This is a genomic window from Peribacillus sedimenti (assembly GCF_046237635.1).
Taxonomy (GTDB): domain Bacteria; phylum Bacillota; class Bacilli; order Bacillales; family DSM-1321; genus Peribacillus; species Peribacillus sedimenti.
The window spans coordinates 3,233,035-3,255,892 of the sequence record NZ_CP143547.1 but is presented as its reverse complement, the minus strand read 5'-3'; the positions used below and the strand labels follow the sequence as shown (position 1 = coordinate 3,255,892).

Sequence of the window (22,858 nt, the reverse complement as noted above, 5' to 3'; positions counted from 1 at the left end):
TTGATTGTAGAAAATACTAAAGGAACCCATATTTTTTTTTGAACCATATCTATCATGCATATAGCTGCCTTAGAACCAATACAGAACCCTATAAGGCACTTGCACCAATAGCAATACCTATTTCAGCGGCATTACCTTTAATATAGGATAAGTCTGCATATCCAACTAATTTTTGATTTGCATTCTATTCCGAGACGAATAAAATGTTCGGCCGTATTATTTACATAATTCAGCCACCACAATGTTACGTTGTTTACAGAGCAGGAATTTCAGCAGCCCTTAGATATGTCTTTCAATATTATACAGCGATTGTTGGTTATGTAGTTGCTCAAGAAACTGTGAAGAGAATGGAATACGATATAGTGATTTAACTATTGTTGCAGCACACGCTTTCAGGATGCTTGAGGACAGTATTTTATTCCAATCTGCTGAGAGGAATGAAATGGAACCCAGCTTTAGCAGGTAAAGTAGCAAACTATGAAAGTTTTTGATAATCATGACCGACCAGAGATGAAACAGAGTTGGTCTGATTTTTAAGCCAATCGTAAAACAGTAAATAAAATCAGTGAGAAAGACACAGCGTTCTGATAAAGGAGAAAATTGGATGAAAACCAAAAACGAGATTGTGTTGGCCCTAAAAGGAATAGTACTTCATGATAAAAAGGCTTTGATTTTACAGCGGGCTGATCACGATGAAGTGGGAGCTGGAACATGGGAATTTGCAGGTGGGAAATTAGAGTTTGGAGAGGACTTAGAATCTAGTTTAGCTAGGGAAGTATATGAAGAAACAGGACTAAACATCAACATCGAGAAACTCTTGTATGCCTCAACCTTTCAAACTGGTCCTGCAAGGCAAGTGGTAGTATTAAAATATGTTTGCTCCAGTGATACGAACAGAGTTATTCTTTCGGACGAGCATAAAGAATTTCGGTGGGTATCAAAGGCTGAGGCGAAAATTTTGCTGGCAAAGGGGATAATTCACGATTTTGACATACATGGTGTGTTTTCTTTGGAACATTGGCTGTAAGCTAGAATCTTATAAAGTACATATCAACAAGGGAATGCTTCTGTAACATCTTTTTTTTCATTCTGATTTAAGAGAATAAAATTGTCTGCCAAGTCAAAAAAGAATCATGTGCCAATAGTTCTGCACAGGCATTGTTGCGGAAGAAAACTATTATCCGGTCGAGGAGGTTTAGTGTAAAGAGTTCATGTTCATTAAAGTAATTATTGATGTATAACTTTATATTGAAAGTGTCAAACGAGGTAATCCTTATATATGAGATCTAATAACTGTACATTAATACAAAGAAATTAGCAGTAGACAGCTGGCTTTGCTAAATAATTTATAAATGGTTTGTGCGGCTGAAGAGATATCCTCAAACAGCTGAATCTGCTGAGTTTCTAGAAACGTTATTTTAAAGAGTTTCCTATGGTTTTCCTTTTTAATAGTAACAGAAAACGGTGTTTGACATGTAGAAAAAAAGTGCGTTATTTCAGAGTTGTGATAATATAGTAAATCCTTTAACATCCTTTTGATGTTTTCTAGTGACATTATTTTTTGCTCCTTTACCGATATTAGGTCTTTGGCAAATATATAGCAAAGCTTGCAAACCTATTTATTTCCCCTAATTTTACAATCTTTAAACTTTAAGGTATATGGGAAGTTTTGCCGAAATTCAGCAAACATTGTGACAAATTTCGTTCACTACCGCTACAAAATGAAAGGGGTACAGTAGGGTAGAAGGACAAAACTGCTGAAAATGAATGCTTTTTGGTGTTCTTATTCTCTCTGCAGCCGATAGTTTTTGCCAACTCTGTGAGTGGAATAAGAGCGTTTACATTTTTCTGTAATGCCAAATTCTTTTAGCAGAGCTTCTCTGTCACAGAATGCATCGGGCGGCTATGTCTCGATTGCAATGTATTATTCGTAGGGTTTTACCAAATGGAACAATGTTAAGAATTATGGATTTCCAACCAATACATGATATAATTTACTAAATGTAAACGCTGACATAAGAGGGACGGGGGCTAGTGAAAATGAAGACGGATACTAGAAAGAAGGAACTAACGATCTTCGATCATATAGGCAATAAGATTAAAACAGAAGATAGAGAGATTAATATTATTGCCAGGCTGGAAGAACCGTTAATAGTAATATTGGGGAATGTCTTGAGCGACGAAGAATGTAAAGAGTTAATTATGTTATCAAAAGACAAAATTCAGCGTTCCAAAATTGGAACTGAACGCCAAGTCAACGAAATGAGAACAAGCAGCGGAATGTTTTTTCAAGAAAATGAAAATGAGACTATAAACAAAATAGAAAAGAGAATATCAGCGATTATGAATATTCCCACTGATCATGGAGATGGGATTCAGATTCTTAAATATAGTCCTGGTCAAGAGTATAAAGCTCATTTTGATTTTTTTTCAACAACAAGCAGAGCGAGTGATAATAATAGGATCAGCACTTTGGTCATCTACCTGAATGACGTTCAGGAAGGTGGAGAAACATATTTTCCGAAGCTCAATTTTTCAGTAGCCCCACAAAAGGGAATGGCGGTTTATTTTGAATATTTCTATAATGATATGGACTTAAACGAGCTGACTTTGCATGGAGGAGCACCAGTAATTACCGGGGAAAAATGGGTTGCGACACAATGGATGAGACGGCAAAGATTAAGATAAGAGTAGGTTGTCATTTTACACCAACAGGATGAAATAATTGCAGGTCTATTTTAATACCGATTTTCCCGACAGCTGTACTTTTTCATTTCTCTCCAAGAAAACTTTTCGTATTATATAAAAAATATTCAGAAAAATGTAAATAATCAAGAAACCGAAAAAGGAAATTTAGGGTGTTCTTGTCTATTGAACGGAACTCATGTACCTCCGAGAAGCTTGTTTGGTTGTCTACAACCTAACAATGGTGGACGGAAATGATATTTTTCACTTAATTTGTATTTCTTAAAAAACATCAGAAGTTAAGAAACTTTATGGTGCCTCAAATAGTCTTATGGAATGTACTTTATTAGTCTAGTAGGAGGCAATATCAATGAAAAAAACAAGCAAAGTTCTGGCCGCTATTTTGGCTGCTTCGACACTAGTGTCAGCAATGCCAGCATCGGCTGCCCAGCAGCCAGCAGACACAATACAATTAACAGAGGATTTATTATCCTACGCAAAAACGTTGGACGGTATCCCATATAAAAGAGGAGGCAGTACATCAAAGGGCTTCGATGCTTCTGGTTTTGTACAGTTTGTCTATCAACACGGAGGAATTGAATTACCGAGGACTTCCTTGGAAATGTATAAAATGACGCAAACCGGAACAACAGGTCTCCAGCAAGGAGATTTAGTCTTTTACGATACTGAATCAGATGGCAAAAAACAGCCCAATTATGTTGGCATATACATAGGCAACAGCAAATTTTTAAGCGTTTCCGTCAGTCAAGGTGTAGCGGTCCAAAATATGAAAATCTCTTATTGGAAATCTAAATATATTGGCTCAAAAAAGGTGAAAAAATCTGCACCTGTCTTAAAGGATATAAAAGTTGGGGATAAGATTAATGGCTATACTGTATCCTTGGTAAGAAGAAATTATGATTCGCTGGAAAAACAGATGAGCTATTTCATTACATTCAAACAACCAATCACGGTGACTGGCCATTACAAAATCAATCGTACGAATACTGATGTCCTGAATTTCTTTGTGAATCAAAAAGACATTCACAAGTTGCCGATTCATTATATGGGAAGTTTGAAGAACGGCATTATAACCTTCCAAGATCAGGAACAAATACAGAAAACATTTTTGGGAATAAACCCCGGAAAACAAGTAACAATTACTATTAATGGTTATGAGGTTGGGGTTCGGGACAGCGATGCCTGGTCTGAAAACGCAGTGGTTGTGAACTTGAAGAAATAAGATTTATTTAGACGTTTATGTATCTTTGTCTTTATATATTGCTATGGGTGTAACATCCAATTTATTTAACGAAGAAATCATCAACCATTATATGAAATACCAGCTATGCTTTTATTGTTTTCAAGGTGATGTGAATAAAGCCCATTATTACCTTAGCAACAGGAAAGTTACAGTGATGGCCGACTAATTTAGAGCTGCTTTAGCAGCTTTCTATGATTCTGCGACAAAAAGCTGCTGAATATGTGATCCTCATACATTCTTATTATTTCTGTCAATAAGCAGTTGATTATTACTGACAGAAAAAAATGGATTGATAATAGGTGTATTATCCTATGTGAAGAGGGAAAAAAAACGAGCTGGATTGCAGCTCGTTCGTTTTTTTCACATTGCTTTTATTTAAAGTCTACCATATAAATAGTCCAACAACCATGGCACTTAGGAGAGAGACAGCCATTCCACTGACCAAAAGCTTCCAGACATTTCTTCCGATTATATTGGATTTTTCTTCATCGACAACGGAGTTAAATGTTCCATAAATCATACCAACTGTGCTGAAATTGGCAAATGATGTTAGGAAGGTAACTGCAACCGCGACTGTGTGGGGAGCAAGGCTGTCAATCGTATTTTTTAAGTCCAGCATGGCTACAAATTCATTAGTTGCGAGCTTAATCCCCATTAATTGTGCGACATACATGGCGTCATCACCAGATAAACCAAGCAAGTATGCGAACGGGCTAAAAATGATGGAGAAAATCTTCTGAACCGTCAGTCCATCAATGAAGAATCCCAGAATTCCATTAACGCCAGCAGTCAGCGCTACATAACCAATTACCATTGCCGTAATAACAATTACCATCCGGATACCAACAAGCATACTGTTCGAGATCGTGGAGAAGAAATCCTTTCGCTGCCCTTTATCCGGAACATAAACAATATCATCCTCTTTGCTTATGTCAACAGGGTTCAACATATTTGCTATCAATAAAGCGTTCAAACAGTTTAGAGGTATCGCTACAAATACATAGGTTGCAGGCACCATGGATAGGTAAGCCCCTATAATGGACCCGCTGATACTGCTCATACTCATGATTCCAAACGTCAGCAAACGCTGCTGCTGCAATACGCTTAACTGATGGCGGAGAACTGCAAGCGCCTCTGTGTTTCCCAAAAACATCATTTGAATGGAGAAAAAGCTCTCAAGTTTAGGCAAGCCTGACACCTTAGAAATGACCCAGCCTACTTTGTCAATAATCCAGGTCAAGATCCCGAAGTAAGACAGTATATCAAAGAAGGTAATGATGAATATAATAGGCATCAAGGCGCTAAAAAAGAAATCCACATGTTCATTAGCCATCGCGGAAGGGAATACGAAAGAAATTCCTTCATTTGCGCATGCAATGAGCCATGTAAAGAAGGATGCGATTTGGTTGATTACCCAGGTTCCGATCTTTGTGGATAACATGAACCATGTAATTAGAAATTCTACGACTAATAGCAGGAAAATGAATTTCCATTTCACATTCCTTTTTCTTGGCGAGCATAGATATACAAGTCCCAGTACTACTAATACTCCTATAGCATTCAAGAGAAAATACAAGATTAAAACCTCCTCCAATTTATTATTCCCACAAATCTTTTTGTATACAAAAAAGCCCTTATTTTTCGCACTTTCAGCCGATGGACAGAAAGCATGAAAAATAAGAGCTTGTTTGGAATAACGCCGGTTCATGCACCAAGGAGTAATTAGCAAATAAACCATTGGTTAATTAAAGCTTTATTTTACACACTTCCTTGTAGTCCTGCATTTACGGCTGCCGGGTAGAAACTATCAGACCATTTTCACTGATATTATACAAGGATATTATTTTTTGTAGGTATAGATACAAGTATAGCTATATATAATAAGTTGGCAATAGGATACATAAAAGTTGTAATTATTATATTAGTATAAATATTCAAGTAGTTTTGTAACTGATTATAGAGATTGCGGTCTTTGTAACAGTATAGGATAAGCAAAGAAGCCATACCGTAGTAAAATAACCCCTATATCCTATGCCGTATACAGAGCAATACCCGAATGTGAGGAAATGCTTTATCTAAAATAACTTATATCATCACAGAATTTATAAGGGGAATGGTAAGATGAAAGAAATATAGTTATTTCGGGTGGAGGATACTATGATCATAAGGAAGCAACATGTAACTGAAGAACGTCCTATGAATCTCCTGCTGGCAGCCGACCCATCTCGGTCACTCGTGGAGAGATATATTGAAAGAGGAGACTGCTTTGTCGCTGAAAAAGATCACGACATTATTGGTGTTTATGTATTGCTTCAGATTAACATAGAAACGGCTGAGTTAATTAACATTGCAGTTTCGGAGCATCTGCAGGGTCAAGGGATTGGAAAGAAGTTAGTACAGCATGCTATTCAAACAGCTAAAACTAAAGGGTACAAGAAATTGGAGCTTGGCACGGGAAATTCAAGTTTAGGTCAGCTAGCTCTATATCAAAAATGCGGTTTTCGGATTACTGGCGTTGATAAAGACTTCTTTATCAAAAACTACGAAGAAGAGATTTTTGAAAACGGTATCCAATGCAGGGATATGATTCGTTTATCAAAGGATTTATGACTTGGAATATTACATTATAGGCCGAAAAAAACCATAAAAACAGTTTTAGTATATATTTAATTTTTGCCGGCTTCGTTCATTAATCATTATAGAATTGGAAAAATAAAAGTAACGGATCCCTTATAAAAGTCACATTATGTATTACGGAGTTTTGCCTATTTGATCTCGTACGGCTGCTTTAGCCGAAAGTGCATTCTTGTAAACAGTGCTTAACAAGATTCTCACACCTCAAAAAATTTCATTCTCCATTTAGTGTTTTGTTACATTATATCTAAAAACAACTGCGCTTAGGAAAATGAAAACATATATTCCTCCTCCTAGTAAAAACAATCCAGCTTTAATCCGATATATTCAGTATACTTTTTTACGTTGGAGAGATTAGGATGGATGATTTTTTTTCTATTTCACAATTAGATTGTAATAACACTGGAATGGTTTATAAATATAAAAAGGAAGGCAACGTTTACGTCCATACGATGTGTGAAGGGGAAATGCTATACAAGCTCGGCTTTTCTCCAGAAGACATTGCAGGCAAGACGCTTCATGAATTATATCCTAAAGAACTGGCAGACAAAAAGCTTGAATTCTATCATAAAGCCTGGAACGGGGAATTCGTCCAATATGAGCTAAATGTATATGGTGTATGTTCTGTCGCGTCTTTACGCCCGATGTTTCAAGGCAATAAAGTAGTCGAAGTGATTGGTTCTTGTATTGATATTACGGAAAAAAAGAGATTGGAAGAGGACTCCAGGCAAAATGACCGGCTGCGTGAAGCGGTCTTTACTACAATGTCTGAGGGTGTTTTTATTTTGGATAAAAGCGGAAAAATTATCACTTTAAATAATAATATCCAAACCAAAATGGGAATCGACAATGCCTTAGATCTTGAATTCTTTCAAGATCATCTGCTCGAGGAATACGGTATTGAAATCCTGAATGAAGTTGGAGAAGTCATTCCTTATACCGAATCGGCAGGATTTATAACTCTCAGAGAAGGGATATCCATCCATAACGCTGTGTATGGTATAAGGCAGAATGGGCAACTATTAATGTGGATTTCGGTGAACTCAAAGGCTTTTAGTGTTGGGGCCGTAGGAGAGCAAGCCTCACTTGTCTCGGTCCGTGATATAACGGTCCAGAAGGAACAGTCGCTTAAACTGGCTGAAGCATATGCGTTTCAGAATACATTGATCAATCATCTGGGGAGCGGAATCGTTGCAATTGACCAAAACAGATGTGTGAAATGGATGAACACGCAATTTCATGAAATGTTCCAGTTGAAAGATAAAATCGATTTTTACATTGGAAAGAATTCAGCGGACTTTAACAGGTTATTTTTACAAGGGCAAATAACCAAGTCGGTTTTAAAGCCTGAAGGATGTAACAGGTATTCAGCAGAAATTGAATTATTCGACAAAATCATAAAGTGTACAAATGTCCAGTTGGAATCGCAACAAGAGTTTCTTGGGGAAATGTGGAAGTTCGAGGATATAACAGAAAGAAAGGCTATGGAAACAGCAATTCTTCATGCAAAAGAGGAAGCGGAGAAAGCCAATAATGCCAAATCGGATTTCCTGTCAAAAATGAGCCACGAGCTCCGCACTCCTCTTAGCGGTGTGCTTGGCTTTGCCCAGCTATTGGAAATTGATCCATCTTTACATGCGGAGCAGCAGGATTTTGTGAAAGAGATACTTGACGGAGGCAGGCATCTGCTGAACCTGATCAACGAAGTACTGGATTTATCCAGGATAGAATCAGGAAATTTGAAAGCTACAATAGAAGAAGTTGATTTTCATGAAATTTTGAACCATTGCTTGAAAATGGTTCAGCCTCTGGCAATTGAAAAAAATATATTATTAAAAAAAGCATCAATTCCACATAAACCAATTATGGTAAGTGCCGATCCCATCCGTCTTAAGCAGATTTTAATTAATTTGCTCGATAATGCAATTAAATTTAACAAGGTTAATGGAGAGGTTCATATATCTATCCAAATCGAAAAACAGAAGCTAAAAGTACATGTTAAGGATACAGGCGAAGGATTTGCAAAGGCAGAGAGCTGTAAAGTGTTTGTTCCTTTTTATCGGATTCATGGAACAAAGGCGGAAGGAACAGGAATCGGTTTATCGCTGGTTAAGCAGCTTGTAGAATTAATGGGCGGAAAGGTTGGAGTCAACAGCCAGCCACAAAGGGGAAGCGACTTTTGGTTTACACTTCCATTATCGTGCCAACAGCTGTATTCAATGACTACCAGGGGAAGTTCTATTGCGGAGGATACAACTAATGCGTACGGAAAATACAATGTACTCTATATTGAGGATAATGAGGCTAATGTTCTGCTGATGGAGAAATTATTGGGACAATGGCTGGGTATCCATTTAATTTCTGCTGCTGATGGGTGTGATGGAATCAGAAAAGCGAAGGAGAAAGACATTGATTTAATTCTGCTTGACTTAGACCTTCCTGACCTCAATGGAGCACAAGTGTTTGATATTTTAAAAGAAAATAATGCCACCAAGGATATTCCCGTCGTCGCGGTCAGTGCCAACGCCATGCCAAAAGATATCCAAATGATATTGAGTAAAGGGTTTACCAACTATATAACAAAGCCGCTGGACATCCACAACATAGTATCGGTAGTGAAGGGACTGTTATGCAGCGGAAGGAAATAATTGGAATTGTTCAGCTGTAAGGAAGTATACTAGAATAATTACGGGACGATTTATCTATTTTAAGAATCTTAGATTGATGATTGTTATTCTTTAGGAGGGGTTTATCATTATAAGCGTTGTAATAGGGGAGGACGACCCTTCCGTCCGTAAGCTGTTGAGGCACCTGATTGGAGGGCTTCCCGATTATCGAATTGTTGCGGAAGCTTCTGATGGAGAGGAATTGATCCGCAGTATTTTAACAGAGAAACCTGATGTTGCTTTGGTCGATATCGGAATGCCGCTTTTAAATGGATTTGAGGCTATAAAATCATGTATAAACCTACATCCAACACTTGGAGTCATTTTTATTACCGGAACTGACGATTATGCCATTGAAGCCTTTAGTGTAAGGGCCATCGATTATATTTTAAAGCCAATCGAAAGATCAAGGCTATATACAGCACTGGACCGGGCAGTTCATACGGTGCAAATCAACAATGAACGAGCGCGGTCATCTAAAAAGGATCTTATGGTTAAACAGCAGAACAGCATCAATTTTGTTCCATTTAACGACATCATATTTATTGAAAGATTCGACCGCAAGACGGTCATTCATACAACCAATAAACAATATGAGACATATGATTCACTGTCCAGTTTTGAAGGCTCGCTTGATTCAAGATTTTTGTTCAGCCATCGTTCCTACATCATTAATATGGACCATCTGGAGAAGATTGAAAACAATGGCCAGAGCTATATGGCTTTCTTCAAGAATTATCAAAGGTATGCCAAAATATCAAGAAACAAAATCGCTGAACTGCAGCAATATAAATCTTTTTAATAGGTTCGCCAGTTTACCTGGCGGGCCTTTTTTGTATAATAAGTGTTTTACAAAAATTTATGAATTTTTGACTGATTACACCAAAAGCAGTTCCGAATATACAGAAAAAAGTATCCAAATGCAGGAATCCATGTCTGAAGACGATTAGACACTTTATTAAATAAATTCCATAATAGACATGAATTAGGAGAACGTAAGAAGTGATCTGAAGGAGATAGAAAAAAATGGGTGCTATAAGTCCGATTAATATTACAAGCATGATTAGAGAGCATTCCTTTCATACTGAGTTTCAGCCTCTTTTGAGTTCTGCAGATGGAGGCAAATTTGCTTATGAAGCGTTTATCCGTACTGATCCTTTTAAAAATCCATTGACCATTTTTACATATGCGCGCAATGAAGGCCTTCTGTACGAAGTTGATACTGCATCTATGGTAAATGCCATAAATGAATACCCGGCACATTATTTTGCCAGGTACAGCCTTTTTCTCAATGTCTTTCCATCTTCCATTGTACATCCTGAGTTTCCTGCCTTTGTAAAGCTGCTGATGGCGGACAGGCCAGAGATTAAATACAGGATTGTATTTGAAATTAATGAAGATATTCGCGAACAAAGTATCTGGGGCCGAAAGGACTTTTTATCACGCCTTAGGTTCTTAAGAGCGCATGGTTTCAAGATCGCTCTTGATGATTTGTTGATTACGAAACAAGCAGTCCAAATGATAAAGCAATTCAGACCGGATTTCGTTAAATTAGATCGGAGCTGCTGCGACCAGTTGTCAGCATCATTAAAGAAACAGAAGAAAATATCCGGGTTCTTGGGCCATGTAGATCATATATGTTCCGTAGTGCTTGAGGGCATCGAGACAGAGGAAGACCGGGATAAAGCAAGGGAATTGGGTGTGCCCTTGCTTCAAGGATACTATATTTCAAGGCCGCACCGGCTGAAATGAACGGGCGCTCAGGAAGTTATTTGAAACATTGAGGGGGTTTTACAATATGCGGAATATAAGATTGAACGTCAAACTGAATTTGGCAGCTAAAATTAATCTGATTGTTTTAGGGATTATTATTCTGCTCTCTACAGTTGTAGGGATCGTTGTTGTTAAAAACGTAACATCAGGCATCAAAGAGTTTGCCGTAGAAAAAGCAAAAGGAGATTTAAAACTCGCAGACCGTATGCTGAGATATCAGTTTGGGGGAAGCTGGCATGTAAAAGGAGATAAACTCTATAAAGGCTCCACATTAATGAATGAAAACTACGAATTAGTTGACAGCATTGGACAGGACACTGGCGATACAGTAACCATTTTTCTTGGTGACACAAGAATCGCCACAAATGTTCTTGTTGGTGGGGAACGTGCCGTTGGAACAAAGATCTCCCCTGAGGTAGCAGAGGTTGTCTTAAAAGGCGGGAAAAATTACTATGGGGAAGCCAAAGTTGCCGGAAATATGTATCAGACAGCTTACATGCCGATCAAGGATGATAACGGTATGCCAATTGGGATATTCTATGTCGGGGCACCTCAAAAAGTCATCGACACAACGTTGTACAAGTTCTTTAAGGTTTTTGCACTTGTTTTAGCGGTTGTAACTATGTTGTCTCTCTTTATTGTTTTATTGTTCACACGTAAACTTGCAAAAAGGCTGGGCACTATTTCAGCTGCATTGGACCGTGCCGGTAACGGGGATTTAACGATGGAACTTGTGGACCGTGGTGGAGATGAACTAACTTCTCTTGCAAAAAGCTATAATAAAATGAAAGAGAATCTTGGTGCAATGATTGAGGGAGTGATGGAGGCTTCCGAACAGGTTGCAGCGTCGTCACAGCAATTGACAGCAGGCGCTGAACAGACAAGTAAAGCGACAGAACAAATCACATTATCCATTCAGCATGTTGCCGACGGATCAAAAAGCCAGACTAAGAATGTGGAAGAAAGCGGAAGGGCTCTTGAAGAGATTACCCTGGGAATCAATAATGTAGCTGAAAACTCATCTAAGATAGCTGAATTAGCCGCGCAAAACAGCGAGAGGGCTAAACAAGGCGGCGCGTTTGTTGAAAATACAGTCAAGCAGATCAACGCCATCCATTCATCAGTCCATGAAAGCAGTGACGTAATCAAGCTATTGGAAAGCCGTTCCAAACAAATCGATGACATCACCGAAGTAATTACCGGCATTGCCAACCAAACGAATTTATTAGCCTTAAATGCTGCTATTGAGGCTGCCCGTGCAGGTGAGCATGGGAAAGGATTCGCTGTAGTAGCTGATGAAGTACGCAAGCTTGCTGAGCAGTCACAAAGCTCCTCGGCTGAAATTTCAAACTTAATTAAAGAAATACAAAACGATATGGCCAGGTCAAATCAGTCGATGGAACGAGTAAAGAGCGATGTACAAAGCGGTCTTGAAATCGTACGGAATACGGAAGATAGCTTTAAAGACATCCTGTTTACTATGAATGGCATGGCCGAACAGATAGATGAAATGGCCGCAGCTGCACAGCAGATGTCGGCAGGTGCCCAACAGGTAACGGCTACTGTTGCCGGAATCACCAGTATCTCAAAGGAGGCATCAATTCATTCACAATCGGTCGCCGCATCAACGGAAGAACAATTGGCTTCCATGGAGGAAGTAACCGCAGCAGCATCATCTTTGTCAGAGATGGCTATGAGTTTGCAAGAGCATGTCAGCAAATTCCAATGCGGTAATCGTAACGAAAGGGATTAAACAATTAAACAGACAATTATGGAGGCAGCCGCATCGCGGCGCCTCCTTTTTCTATCACAATTAGAGAATATTAGCTGTTGGAAAACAGTTAAATGGGATCGCAGGAGGTGCAACTTTCTCTATGGCGCAGTTAATAAACAACAAAAAAAGCAGATTAAATGATTTAAAGACCCATGGCTTGCGTGTTAGAGGTTCTGGCCATGGGTTTTTGAATGTGTAGAATATCTGTTTTGTATATTTTATTTTTCCTTACTTTAATCACGGAGACCTCTGTGACGTTCATTTCGAAGCCCTATGCGTAAACCTCTTTAACGCCCAGTATTCCTCTAAGAACACTTCTTGTTCCATGCATATGATTACTCCCTTCATATTAAACCCACTTCATAATATGACTCTTTCCGTGAGTGGGATCGGTGTATATGTGTAAGGGCATTGTTATTTATTTTTAACTAATGATTTGTAGTTCTATGAATCTTGAAGACGTCATAACAGCTTTGCAAGAAACCGCAGAGGAGTTTTGCCACCTGTTGTGAACAGGCCATAGTCTACGGCTACCATTTCATTTTCTTCAGTGAAAGCAACATTTGCTAATCTTAAATCTATGGGTATGATTCCATGCTTGAGAAATGTAAGCTGCAATAGAATAAGTTTATCAGTATCCATGGCAGCACGAATTAGGCTGGTTTTCATCTTTTTCATAACGATCCATCCATGCCCGCGCTCTATTACCGGACAAAGGTATCCTTTCAGCTGTTTATCACAGTTTCGATATATGTCATACTCATTTTCGTTGCTGATATAACCCTCCGGCGAAACTGCTACTTTTAAAACATATCCATTATTAAGATCATATACAAGGCGATTGAACCCAAAGCCGATGATCTTATAATTTAACTTTAGAGCCTTTTTAGCATCATATTTCTTGTGTAAAGATGTCTTAAACCAATTCTTCCCAAATTTATCCACCCATGAATGGATAGATTCTACTTCGGAATCCGACAAAAAAGAACTTGTATCGGCCTTCCGCTTTTTATCGTGATGTTCCACCCTTTAATGTCCCTCTTTTCTGATTCTAATGTAGTAGTGTTAGGTATCAGTTTTTATTCAGGTTTATTTAACAGCTATCCGTTTTTAATCGGATACCGAATATGGCGAAATGCCTAACGCTATTCGTACTTTATATTGTTTCTCTTGTTGCTATACTATGATGAACAAGTCATGATGGCCTGTACTTGTGTGGTAAATATGGTTGTCATAATCAGAAAATGATTCCATTCCCGATAATTAAACTATATAGGCAGAGGACCATTGCATCGCAGCCTTTCCATGGACTAATAAACTATATGAGATTGGCAGTTTGTATGATTTGTTCCTGCATCTGAATTAGTCCTGTGGTTAATTGCAATTCCTGAGCAATAACAGAATTTCCTCAAGTTATTTAAAGCAGCCTTCTAATCTTTTTCGGTATTTTTGGTTATTTAAAAGAGGACGCCTCCGAGCTGTAACAATCTCCAAATAATAAAGGAAATGCTAATTTGTCCAATCCTGTTCTGTTATATTACATAGGATATTAGCAGCTAATACTTTTGTAGGAAAACACGCTGGCCGTGCCCCGTATTGTTGGGTATTTAAGGTGAAGAGTTTCTCATGTTTTGTTGGGTAAGGATTGTTTCTTCCACAAAAAGAATAATTATAAGTCATTGGCATTCCGGTTTCATGTAGCGTATGTAAAACATACTTACCTGCAAGATTCTGAACTTTCTATGATGGTTCCTTCCTTCTCCTTCCAGTTTGTAATCGATATGAAGCGCCGTTATCAATTTCCTATACTGTCTGGGTCAGGGCTCATACAGGATCAAAACAAAACACCCGGCTCTGTCACAATGATATTGATACTGTTTACAAAAGGGGTAAGCACTTTATGCGGACGATTGTGTTTATTGGTATACAAAAATCAGGATCGAGTCGGGACGCGGTTCTAGCTGCCCGGAAGCTTGGTTTTTATACAGTGGTTTTTACAAATCAAAAGAAACATCTCGCTGAGCGAGTTGAGTTTCCTGATGTCGATTTAATGGTATTTGCGGATCTTAAGGATTTGGAATGGATGCGGGAAAAAATCGAAGAACTCCAAGGCATGGGGAATATAATCGAGACGGTTGTTAGTTTTGTCGATCCCAATGTTACTTCAGCAGCTTTCCTTTGCAAACATTTCTGCGATATAAATGTATCTGTAAAAGCCATTAGTACGATGGAAAACAAAATAGAAACAAGGAACACCCTGAGGGGAACGGAATTTGGGATTAATTATGGTATATATGATGAACGGGATAATCTGAATAGTGTCTTGAAAAAAAATAATCTACATTACCCAGTTATTATTAAATCTCCCGGCTCAACAGGTTCAAAAGCAGTATTCGTAGCAGAAAATGAATTGGAACTTAAAAATCATATGGAGAAACTGCGTAAAAAATCAATAGATAGTACGATTCTTTTTGAAGAGTATATTGAGGGACCGCAATATCTTGTAGAAGTCCTTGTTTATAATAACAACGTCCACGTTGTAGCCGTAATCGAACAGGAAATCACCAAGGGAGAAAGATTTATCATTACAGGTTATTCTTTACTCGCCCAGGTACCTAAGGAGCTGTATGATTCTCTGTTGCATACAGTGCAATCCATTCTGGATGAATTACAATTTACTGATGGCTCATGCCATTTTGAGCTCCGCCGGCAGCAAGATAAGTGGAAGATAGTTGAGATAAACCCTCGTATATCAGGTGCTGCGATGAATCGAATGATTCAAGTGGCATATGGCATCAATCTCGTTGAACAAATTATAAGACTTTGGCTCGGAGAGGAGCCTTGTTTAATTCACCAGCATGAACAATCCGTATTTACACAGTATATTACACTTTCTGAAAAAGGAATCCTGCAGAAAGTAACCGGGAAGGAAAGCGCCTTAAAATACGAAGGGGTTACCGACGTATTTATCAAGCCGAGAAAGGGTGCTTATTTGCATCCTCCTCTTTCGATGGGGCATCGGTACGCCTATGTTATGGCAGCAGCATCCGATATAACAGATGCCAAAAAGATAGCAAAAGCAGCAGCCGGGGAAATCAGTTTTCATCTGAATTAGCCTAATTCAATATTCTGGTTTTGAATTTCACTAAAATGTTTACCGATGTAATAACGTTTTTGTCTTTAATAAACGATTATAGCGGAACCACTTTCTTCAATTCAAAAGAGTAAACTAGGGGATGCTGTCTTAGTATAGTATCCTCTTTACCGTTTAATATTTTTCATTAAATATATATAAAAAACCGCAATATGGTTATGTATTTGAGTGAGGAAAGATTCAGTTTTCATCCTACTACTTCTAAAAGGAGGACAGTTGACGGATTTATCATTTGTACGTGATTTCTGTATAAGGAATGGTACATCCAGAATGAAGGATACGAAAAAGGGTCATTTCTGGAAAAAAATATCTGAACCAATCATAAGTTTGTTGGGAAACAGCATTTATAGCCCATTTTTCGATTTCAACTACTCATTCAATTGATCACGACTTTGAAGTACAACTACTGGACATAATGACTTTCGCAGAACTGTCATTCTTTTCTGAACTTTTTGGTTGATTTCAGGGTTTCCGTATTGAATAATAGTGGAATAATGGATTAATTTACTTGGAATTAGGATGAGTTAGTCCGTACGAATGTGTAAGGCTTGGATACTTTGACAATAAAAAGAGGAGAGTACATAAATGGCAAATAATGAACATAACTACATACCTAAAGAAATAGATAAAAAAGGGGGGTTCGTCCGTCAAATGAACCTGTTTTCGACTTCGTTTGGAAACCAGAAAGCTGAACTGCCTGTCGAGGCAGGACGTTACCGGCTATTATGGTCGCCTGTATGCCCCTGGGCACATCGTTCGGTCATCGTTCGCAGTATTCTTGGACTGGAAGATGTGATAAGTTTAGGCACGGCAAGTCCGATGCGCCCCAAGCTTCCGCATATTGATTGGGAATTTTCCCTCGACCCTGAAGGTATAGACCCGGTCCTGGGAATTCGTTATATGAGTGAAATCTATAAAAAGACGGATCGAGATTACAGTGGCCGGCCCACGGTTCCGGCTATGGTTGATGTGAACGAACAAAGGGTTGTAAACAATGACTATTTCAGACTTACAAACTATCTGGAAACGGTTTGGGCGCCATTTCACAAAGAAGATGCCCCAGATTTATATCCGGAACAACTCCGTGAAGAGATCGACGCATTGAATGATGTCATATTCCATGATGTAAATAATGGGGTGTATAAATGCGGTTTTTCCCGTTCACAGGAAGCCTATGAAGAGGCATTTGACGCATTGTTTGCCAGATTGGATGAATTGGAGGAGCGACTCTCCATCCGGCGTTTCTTATTTGGGGATTATATCACTGATTCGGATGTCCGTTTATATGCAACTTTAGCGCGGTTTGATGCAGCCTATTATACTGCATTTAAAACCAACCGGAACCTGTTAAGGGATTTTCCAAATCTGTGGGGCTATGCCCGTGACCTGTACCAGACGCCCGGATTTGGTGATACTACAGACTTCCATTCGATTAAAATGCACTATCATTGCTCCACTACCATAGACAGCAATGACGAGAGGCCAAAAATCCTTCCGAAGGGCCCAGACCTTACTGTTTGGAACACCCCGCACAACCGCAAGGCTTTGAGCAACAAGGAAGAAAAGTTCCTTGTTCCTTGAAGGAAGGCCAAATGACGCTGATATACAAAACAGCACTTATTGTAATGGAAGAATTGTGTACTTATTGCCATTTCCCTTACATCAAGATTATTATTGCAAAATTGGTATGAATACTATTAGGCTTTAAAACTACAATTAAAAAGGTATGGTGACGGAATGATTGTACGAGATGCTCTTTCTGAAGAAGTGCAGTTAATTAGGGCACAAAGAGTTAACTCCTATGAAGAACATGCCCGAAAAATCCCGGCTGGACATTGGAAAGCACTGAAGCAGGCAATTTCCTCAGAGGCTGATGTACAGCCAGGCGTCCAGTTGATAGTCGCTGAGTTGAATGGAGAAATTAAAGGTAGCGTGGCACTCTTTCCGGCAAAGACAGATGCATATGAAGGGTATGTAGGGGAGCTTGACTATCCGGAAATCCGCATGCTGGCAGTAGCACCTGAAGCACGGGGGAAAGGGGTGGCAAAGGTTTTAATCAGTGAGTGTATCCGGAGAGCAAAAGTCAATGGTTTTCATTCTATCGGCCTCCATACTGGAGAATTTATGGAAACGGCCATGCGGCTATATGAAGGACTCGGATTTCAACGGCTGCCGCAAAATGACTTTGTGCCTGCCGACGACGGAATCGTTGTTAAGGCTTACTTACTCAATTTCTCTGAATAAAAGGCAAAATGGACAAAAGTGAAAAACAAGTAAAAAGAGATTTTGGCTATCCTGCGGGCAGGATTTGTCATTCTTCTTTGGATTACTAAAACCACATATACAGCAGCTATGGAGCAGTAGATTTCACACAAAAAATCACTGCTTTTTTGTATATATTTACATATGAATCAACTGTTCTTACAAATGCTGTATCGGCGTCTGAATAGGCTGGCCCATGCAAGGAGCGGAATATTATGATTTGTATTTGACCTGAAACCCGTTTCATATTTTATACTCATAAAAGTATCGGAGACAAGGGAGGAGAATGCTAATGCCGGCATTAGCTTTACTTTGTTTTGTAACCTGCACGACAGCGTACTTGCCTTAAGGCTTCTGACACCGGATGGAAGCGAGAGAATAGAGTCCTTTTATGAGAACTTTACGTAATTCAAATGGATGAATTGGAAACCCTCTCTCATTGAATATAAGAGGTAAAGGGAAGCATTCAAAGCCCTTCTGCGTTATTATAATAAGATACAGAGTCCATTATTTATAGAATGCCGACAGGTTTGATAAGAAGGTGACCATATGACGAATATTAAAGATTTGGCAAAAATGGCTGGTGTATCAGTCACAACGGTTTCTCGCGTATTAAACAATTACCCATATGTCAGCGAAGATAAAAGAAATGCTGTATTAAACGCTATTCAAGCCAGCAACTATCAGAAAAACATCAATGCTGTCCATTTAAGCAAGGGTAAGACACAGTTAGTAGGTGTAGTGCTTCCTTTCTCCGACCATCCTTATTTTGCGCAGTTATTGAACGGTATAGCAAAGCAGGCATTGGAAAACAATTATAAACTGGTCCTGTTTCAAACAGGCTATAAGGAGAGCAGAGAAAGGGAAGCGCTGCAAATGTTAAAACAAAAGCAGATTGATTCGTTGATTATATGTTCCAGGGCGTGTGATTGGGATACAATCAATGGGTATTTGTCATATGGTCCCATTGTTCTATGTGAGGAAATAAAAGAAAAAGAGGTTTCATCCACTTTTGTGGACCATTATAAAGTCTTTTACGAGGCATTAGAATATTTGTATGGGAAAGGGCATAGGAAAATCGGGTACTGTATTGGCCGAAAATCCGGGACGAACAGCCATAAACGTGAGCTGGCATATAAAGACTTTCACAACAAATATAAATTGGCATACCGCAGCGATTATATTATGGACGAGTGCCTGTATTTTGAGGACGCGGAAAAAGTGATAAAGCAAATAAAGGAGCTGAATACACCTCCATCAGCTTTGCTGGTCACAAGCGATCAAGTAGCCGCAGGGATTGTAACATGCTGCCGAAATCAACATATCAATATTCCGGATGAAATGGCCATTATCGGGTTTGACAATGAACCAATTGCCCAGATGATGAATATTACCACAGTGGAAATTCCACTTCTTCAAATGGGGAAGAGCCTGTTCCTTCAGGCAATGAACGGTGATGGACGGTCCAATAAAGAAGTATCCGCCAAGTTAATTGAAAGAGGGACAGCATGAGTATAATTTATAAATTTACACAGTCAATATTCGAAAGCAGGAGAGAGAATGACAATACAAAGCGTTATTTTTTTTGATATAGATGGAACATTGCTCAATCACGATAAAGAATTGCCACTATCAACGAAAGAAGCAATTTATAAACTTAGGGAAAATGGACATGTTGTAGCTATTGCGACAGGGCGAGCACCGTTTATGTTTAAGGATTTGCGAAGAGAATTAGATATCGGTACTTATGTTAGTTATAATGGACAATATGTCGTGTTAAATGATGAAGTGATTTATACAAAACCATTAAATCTCCAATCACTTGAAAAACTTACTGAAGCTGCCCTGAAGCATGATCACCCTGTGGTGTACATGGACCACGAAGATATGAAGGCAAATGTACCGGAGCATGCTTATATTAAAGAAAGCATACTAACATTGAAGATTGACCGTTACCCTACATATGACCCGCACTATTATAAAGGGCGCGAATTATTTCAAAGCCTTCTATTTTGCCCAGAGGGGGAAGAGAAGAGATATGAACAAGACTTCCCGGATTTTGATTTTGTAAGGTGGCATCCTGTTTCTGTCGATGTTCTTCCAAGGGGTGGTTCAAAAGCAGAAGGCATTAATAGAATAGTAAAAAAACTCGGCATTGCTCCAGAGCGGCATTATGCCTTCGGAGATGGATTGAACGATATGGAAATGCTCCAAACAATTAGAAACAGCGTGGCCATGGGAAATGCACAAAGTAAAGTAAAGGAAGCAGCAAGATATGTAACAAAATCAGTGGAGGACGATGGCATACTACATGGGCTGCAATTGGTTGGTCTGTTGTAGTGAGTCAGTAGAGGAGTTTTCTGTGTCCAAAGAACTGTTCTTGGTACAGGCCGGCAGAAATGCATGAGAAGCCCGGACACTTGCCGCTCTAACTAATAGGCTAGCTTTGCACCTCTATAGATGGAACGCCTTTCACATTTAAAATTTTATAACGTTCTTTCCGGTTTTTTAGTTGCGATACCATACTAAATAGAGGGTATCGCTTTTTCCATTTGCTTTTGTGCTATTATGGGACGTAATGACCTGTTTAAAAAAAGATGATATAGTATATCGTAATCCAACGGATTTTTAGTATGTGTTTGCAAGATTGAATTTTAACATGAATCTTGATATTAAACACACGGATTCAAAAAAACTTGAGCTCTTTAAAGAAAATATATATATATTAATATATAGGAAGCTTTGGTTGATGAGATAGGAGTTGGAAATTAGTGAATACGATTGAAAGTTTTGCAAGATATTTGATCCAAAATGCTGAATCAATAAGCAGAGAAATAATTCAATTTAATATAGAGAAACTGGAAATTGCGATCCCAGCTGAAATTGTCGATAGAGCGGTAATTAGGAATCGTGAATTCATGATCTTCTTGGGAGAGACACTCAATCAGTCAGATGATACAGTCGAAGGACAATTTGTTGAGTGGCACAAAGGATTAATGAACCAATCAGAATCCGAATACAGCATTGAAAATATTGCGAGTCTTATAAAACCTTATGCAGAAACACGTCTTCGTTTAAATAATATGCTGACGAGAATTTCAATGGAACAAGGCCTTTCTACAGAGGACGTTGTTTTTGTCAATAGCCGAGCCAGCTATCTGCTGGATTTAAGCATAACTGAGACGATTATTGAACGGGAAAGAATAACCAATGAACAGAATAACAAAAACCAAAAAGTGATAACTGAATTATCTTCACCAGTCGTGCCCATTCAAAATGGTCTTGCCATCCTGCCTTTAATAGGCGATCTTGACTTGGATAGAAGTGAACATATTATGGACCATGTTGTACCTAAAATAAGTAAAATGAATATTGAATGTCTCATTATAGACTTTTCTGGGATCGCTGCCATTGATGCTGAAGTGGCCAGTCGAATTTTTAAATTGTATGATGTACTTGGGTTATTAGGCATAAATGCTATATTCACAGGAATTCGGCCAGAATTGGCAACAAGAATCATTACTGCTGGCATTGATTTTTCTTCATTTACTACGTTTGGAACCGTTCAGCAAGCAATAGAAAAATTTCATATAATATAATTTTATGGATAGATTTGTGAAATGCAGCTGTGTTATTATCTCTTCTTTAATGTTACAGGATTTTCACTTGAGCTAGCTGTGTATCATTAAAATGGCAGCCAAGTTGCTAATTTTTCCCTTGTACTGGTAATAGTGCAATAGAAATAAGACTAGGATAATAATCGGAGTCTATTTTGCAGTTAAGAAATATAAGCGTATTTCGAGTGGTCTTTGGTGCACTCCTTTCTTATGCAGTCAGAAAATCGGAAGGATTATGAAGCTGATGATACTGGAAGTAATCTTTCTCTAATACAAAGGGCCTGGGAATCACTGAATCGGCACTGTTAGAGAGGCAGCCGCAATAATGGTAAGGTTGTGGCTGCCTCCGTCTTGGCCCTTGGAATGGGGGTAAATGACCGTATGGTGAATCGTTTTAACACAACTCTAAATAAAACAGTTTCAATAAAGTCACTGTTTTATTTAGCAGAAAGCTCGTCCTCTGTTACCCACTTATGATTTTTCATAATTTCCCCGCCATTAGTAGGTGTAATATCTACCATATAAACAGTGGTTTGTTCGGCGGAATCAATTGTAGCAGTCGCACCCTTCATTCCTTCCATATGGTCGGCTTCCAAAGTCACTTCCGTTCCTGGTTCCAGCTTTTTGTCCCCTGCGTCTTGGATCTCTTCCTCAATGACCCATTTATGATTAGTAACTTTTTTTCCGCCAGTTGTCGGGGTGTAAGAAACGACATATGCAGTCGTTTGAAAAGCGCCTGTCACTTTAGCAGCTGCTCCATTCATTCCTTCCATATGGTCAGCATGCACAATAACTTCACTTCCTACTTTATAGGCGGGATTTTCTGCAGACTTTAAACCAACAGGTAGTTTCCCTGAACTGGAATGCATGCTGTGGTCCATCTGGCTATGGTCTTCAGAGTTTTCTGCCTTGTTGGGATTCGAAGAATTATGTTTTGAATGATTGTCTCCGCAAGCACTTAATACTGTCATTCCAATAATTGTTAAGAACAATAACAAGAATGTAAACCTATGTTTCATCATGTCCCTT

17 protein-coding genes and 1 riboswitch are annotated in these 22,858 nt (G+C 38.8%); of the genes, 14 read left to right on the top strand and 3 right to left on the bottom strand.

Translation table 11 applies throughout. From position 1 onward, the window contains the following. The first annotated feature begins 604 nt into the window (after positions 1-604). The 3 genes from V1500_RS16020 to V1500_RS16010 all read left to right on the top strand — a co-directional run bounded on the left by V1500_RS16020 (position 605) and on the right by V1500_RS16010 (position 3,928). Positions 605-1,027: an NUDIX hydrolase gene (locus tag V1500_RS16020; RefSeq protein ID WP_409300739.1), complete on the top strand. Its 423-nt coding sequence runs from the start codon at positions 605-607 to the stop codon at positions 1,025-1,027. A gap of 1,013 nt (positions 1,028-2,040) precedes the next feature. Further along, positions 2,041-2,688, top strand: coding sequence for a 2OG-Fe(II) oxygenase (locus V1500_RS16015; RefSeq protein ID WP_409300738.1), 648 nt, complete (start codon positions 2,041-2,043; stop codon positions 2,686-2,688). 367 nt (positions 2,689-3,055) lie between these two features. After that, on the top strand, positions 3,056-3,928 hold the full coding sequence (locus V1500_RS16010) for a C40 family peptidase (RefSeq protein ID WP_409300736.1): 873 nt from the start codon (positions 3,056-3,058) through the stop codon (positions 3,926-3,928). A 403-nt stretch (positions 3,929-4,331) separates the two neighbouring features. Here V1500_RS16010 and V1500_RS16005 read toward each other — a convergent pair whose 3' ends face one another. Beyond that, positions 4,332-5,525, bottom strand: coding sequence for a nucleoside transporter C-terminal domain-containing protein (locus V1500_RS16005; RefSeq protein WP_409300734.1), 1,194 nt, complete (start codon positions 5,523-5,525; stop codon positions 4,332-4,334). A gap of 177 nt (positions 5,526-5,702) precedes the next feature. Then, positions 5,703-5,804, bottom strand: a riboswitch (purine riboswitch). Positions 5,805-6,106: 302 nt separating this feature from the next. Between V1500_RS16005 and V1500_RS16000 the strand changes: the two genes are divergently transcribed. The 5 genes from V1500_RS16000 (at position 6,107) to V1500_RS15980 (ending at position 12,775) form a co-directional block, all read left to right on the top strand. Next, entirely contained in the window at positions 6,107-6,559 is a 453-nt protein-coding gene (locus tag V1500_RS16000) for a GNAT family N-acetyltransferase (RefSeq protein WP_409300732.1), read from the top strand. Between the two features lie 383 nt (positions 6,560-6,942). Beyond that, positions 6,943-9,231 carry an ATP-binding protein gene (locus V1500_RS15995; protein WP_409300730.1) on the top strand — a complete coding sequence of 763 codons (2,289 nt, stop codon included), beginning with the start codon at positions 6,943-6,945 and terminating at the stop codon, positions 9,229-9,231. 154 nt (positions 9,232-9,385) lie between these two features. Next, positions 9,386-10,051, top strand: a complete 666-nt coding sequence (locus V1500_RS15990; protein ID WP_409300728.1) for a LytR/AlgR family response regulator transcription factor — start codon at positions 9,386-9,388, stop codon at positions 10,049-10,051. 224 nt (positions 10,052-10,275) lie between these two features. After that, a complete protein-coding gene (locus V1500_RS15985) occupies positions 10,276-11,001 on the top strand; it encodes an EAL domain-containing protein (protein WP_409300726.1) in 726 nt (241 codons plus the stop codon). A 46-nt stretch (positions 11,002-11,047) separates the two neighbouring features. Continuing rightward, complete coding sequence (locus V1500_RS15980; RefSeq protein WP_409300724.1) at positions 11,048-12,775, top strand: methyl-accepting chemotaxis protein; 1,728 nt, start codon at positions 11,048-11,050, stop codon at positions 12,773-12,775. Between the two features lie 483 nt (positions 12,776-13,258). On the opposite strand, the gene V1500_RS15975 is transcribed toward V1500_RS15980, so the two are convergent. Continuing rightward, positions 13,259-13,822 carry a hypothetical protein gene (locus tag V1500_RS15975; RefSeq protein WP_409300722.1) on the bottom strand — a complete coding sequence of 188 codons (564 nt, stop codon included), beginning with the start codon at positions 13,820-13,822 and terminating at the stop codon, positions 13,259-13,261. 874 nt (positions 13,823-14,696) lie between these two features. On the opposite strand from V1500_RS15975, the gene V1500_RS15970 reads away from it, so the two are divergent. The 6 genes from V1500_RS15970 to V1500_RS15945 all read left to right on the top strand — a co-directional run bounded on the left by V1500_RS15970 (position 14,697) and on the right by V1500_RS15945 (position 21,811). Continuing rightward, positions 14,697-15,911 (top strand): ATP-grasp domain-containing protein, encoded by a 1,215-nt coding sequence (locus V1500_RS15970; RefSeq protein ID WP_409300720.1) that lies wholly within the window; start codon positions 14,697-14,699, stop codon positions 15,909-15,911. A gap of 624 nt (positions 15,912-16,535) precedes the next feature. After that, complete coding sequence (locus V1500_RS15965; RefSeq protein WP_409300718.1) at positions 16,536-17,531, top strand: glutathione S-transferase family protein; 996 nt, start codon at positions 16,536-16,538, stop codon at positions 17,529-17,531. A 156-nt stretch (positions 17,532-17,687) separates the two neighbouring features. Beyond that, positions 17,688-18,194, top strand: a complete 507-nt coding sequence (locus tag V1500_RS15960) for a GNAT family N-acetyltransferase (RefSeq protein ID WP_409300716.1) — start codon at positions 17,688-17,690, stop codon at positions 18,192-18,194. Between the two features lie 567 nt (positions 18,195-18,761). After that, the gene (locus tag V1500_RS15955; protein ID WP_409300715.1) at positions 18,762-19,724 is read left to right on the top strand and encodes a LacI family DNA-binding transcriptional regulator; all 963 of its coding nucleotides are present in this window, start codon (positions 18,762-18,764) and stop codon (positions 19,722-19,724) included. A gap of 48 nt (positions 19,725-19,772) precedes the next feature. After that, complete coding sequence (locus V1500_RS15950; RefSeq protein WP_409300714.1) at positions 19,773-20,552, top strand: Cof-type HAD-IIB family hydrolase; 780 nt, start codon at positions 19,773-19,775, stop codon at positions 20,550-20,552. A 431-nt stretch (positions 20,553-20,983) separates the two neighbouring features. Next, a complete protein-coding gene (locus tag V1500_RS15945; protein WP_409300712.1) occupies positions 20,984-21,811 on the top strand; it encodes an STAS domain-containing protein in 828 nt (275 codons plus the stop codon). A 455-nt stretch (positions 21,812-22,266) separates the two neighbouring features. Here V1500_RS15945 and V1500_RS15940 read toward each other — a convergent pair whose 3' ends face one another. Beyond that, entirely contained in the window at positions 22,267-22,848 is a 582-nt protein-coding gene (locus V1500_RS15940; protein WP_409306016.1) for a YdhK family protein, read from the bottom strand. Positions 22,849-22,858: the final 10 nt, after the last annotated feature.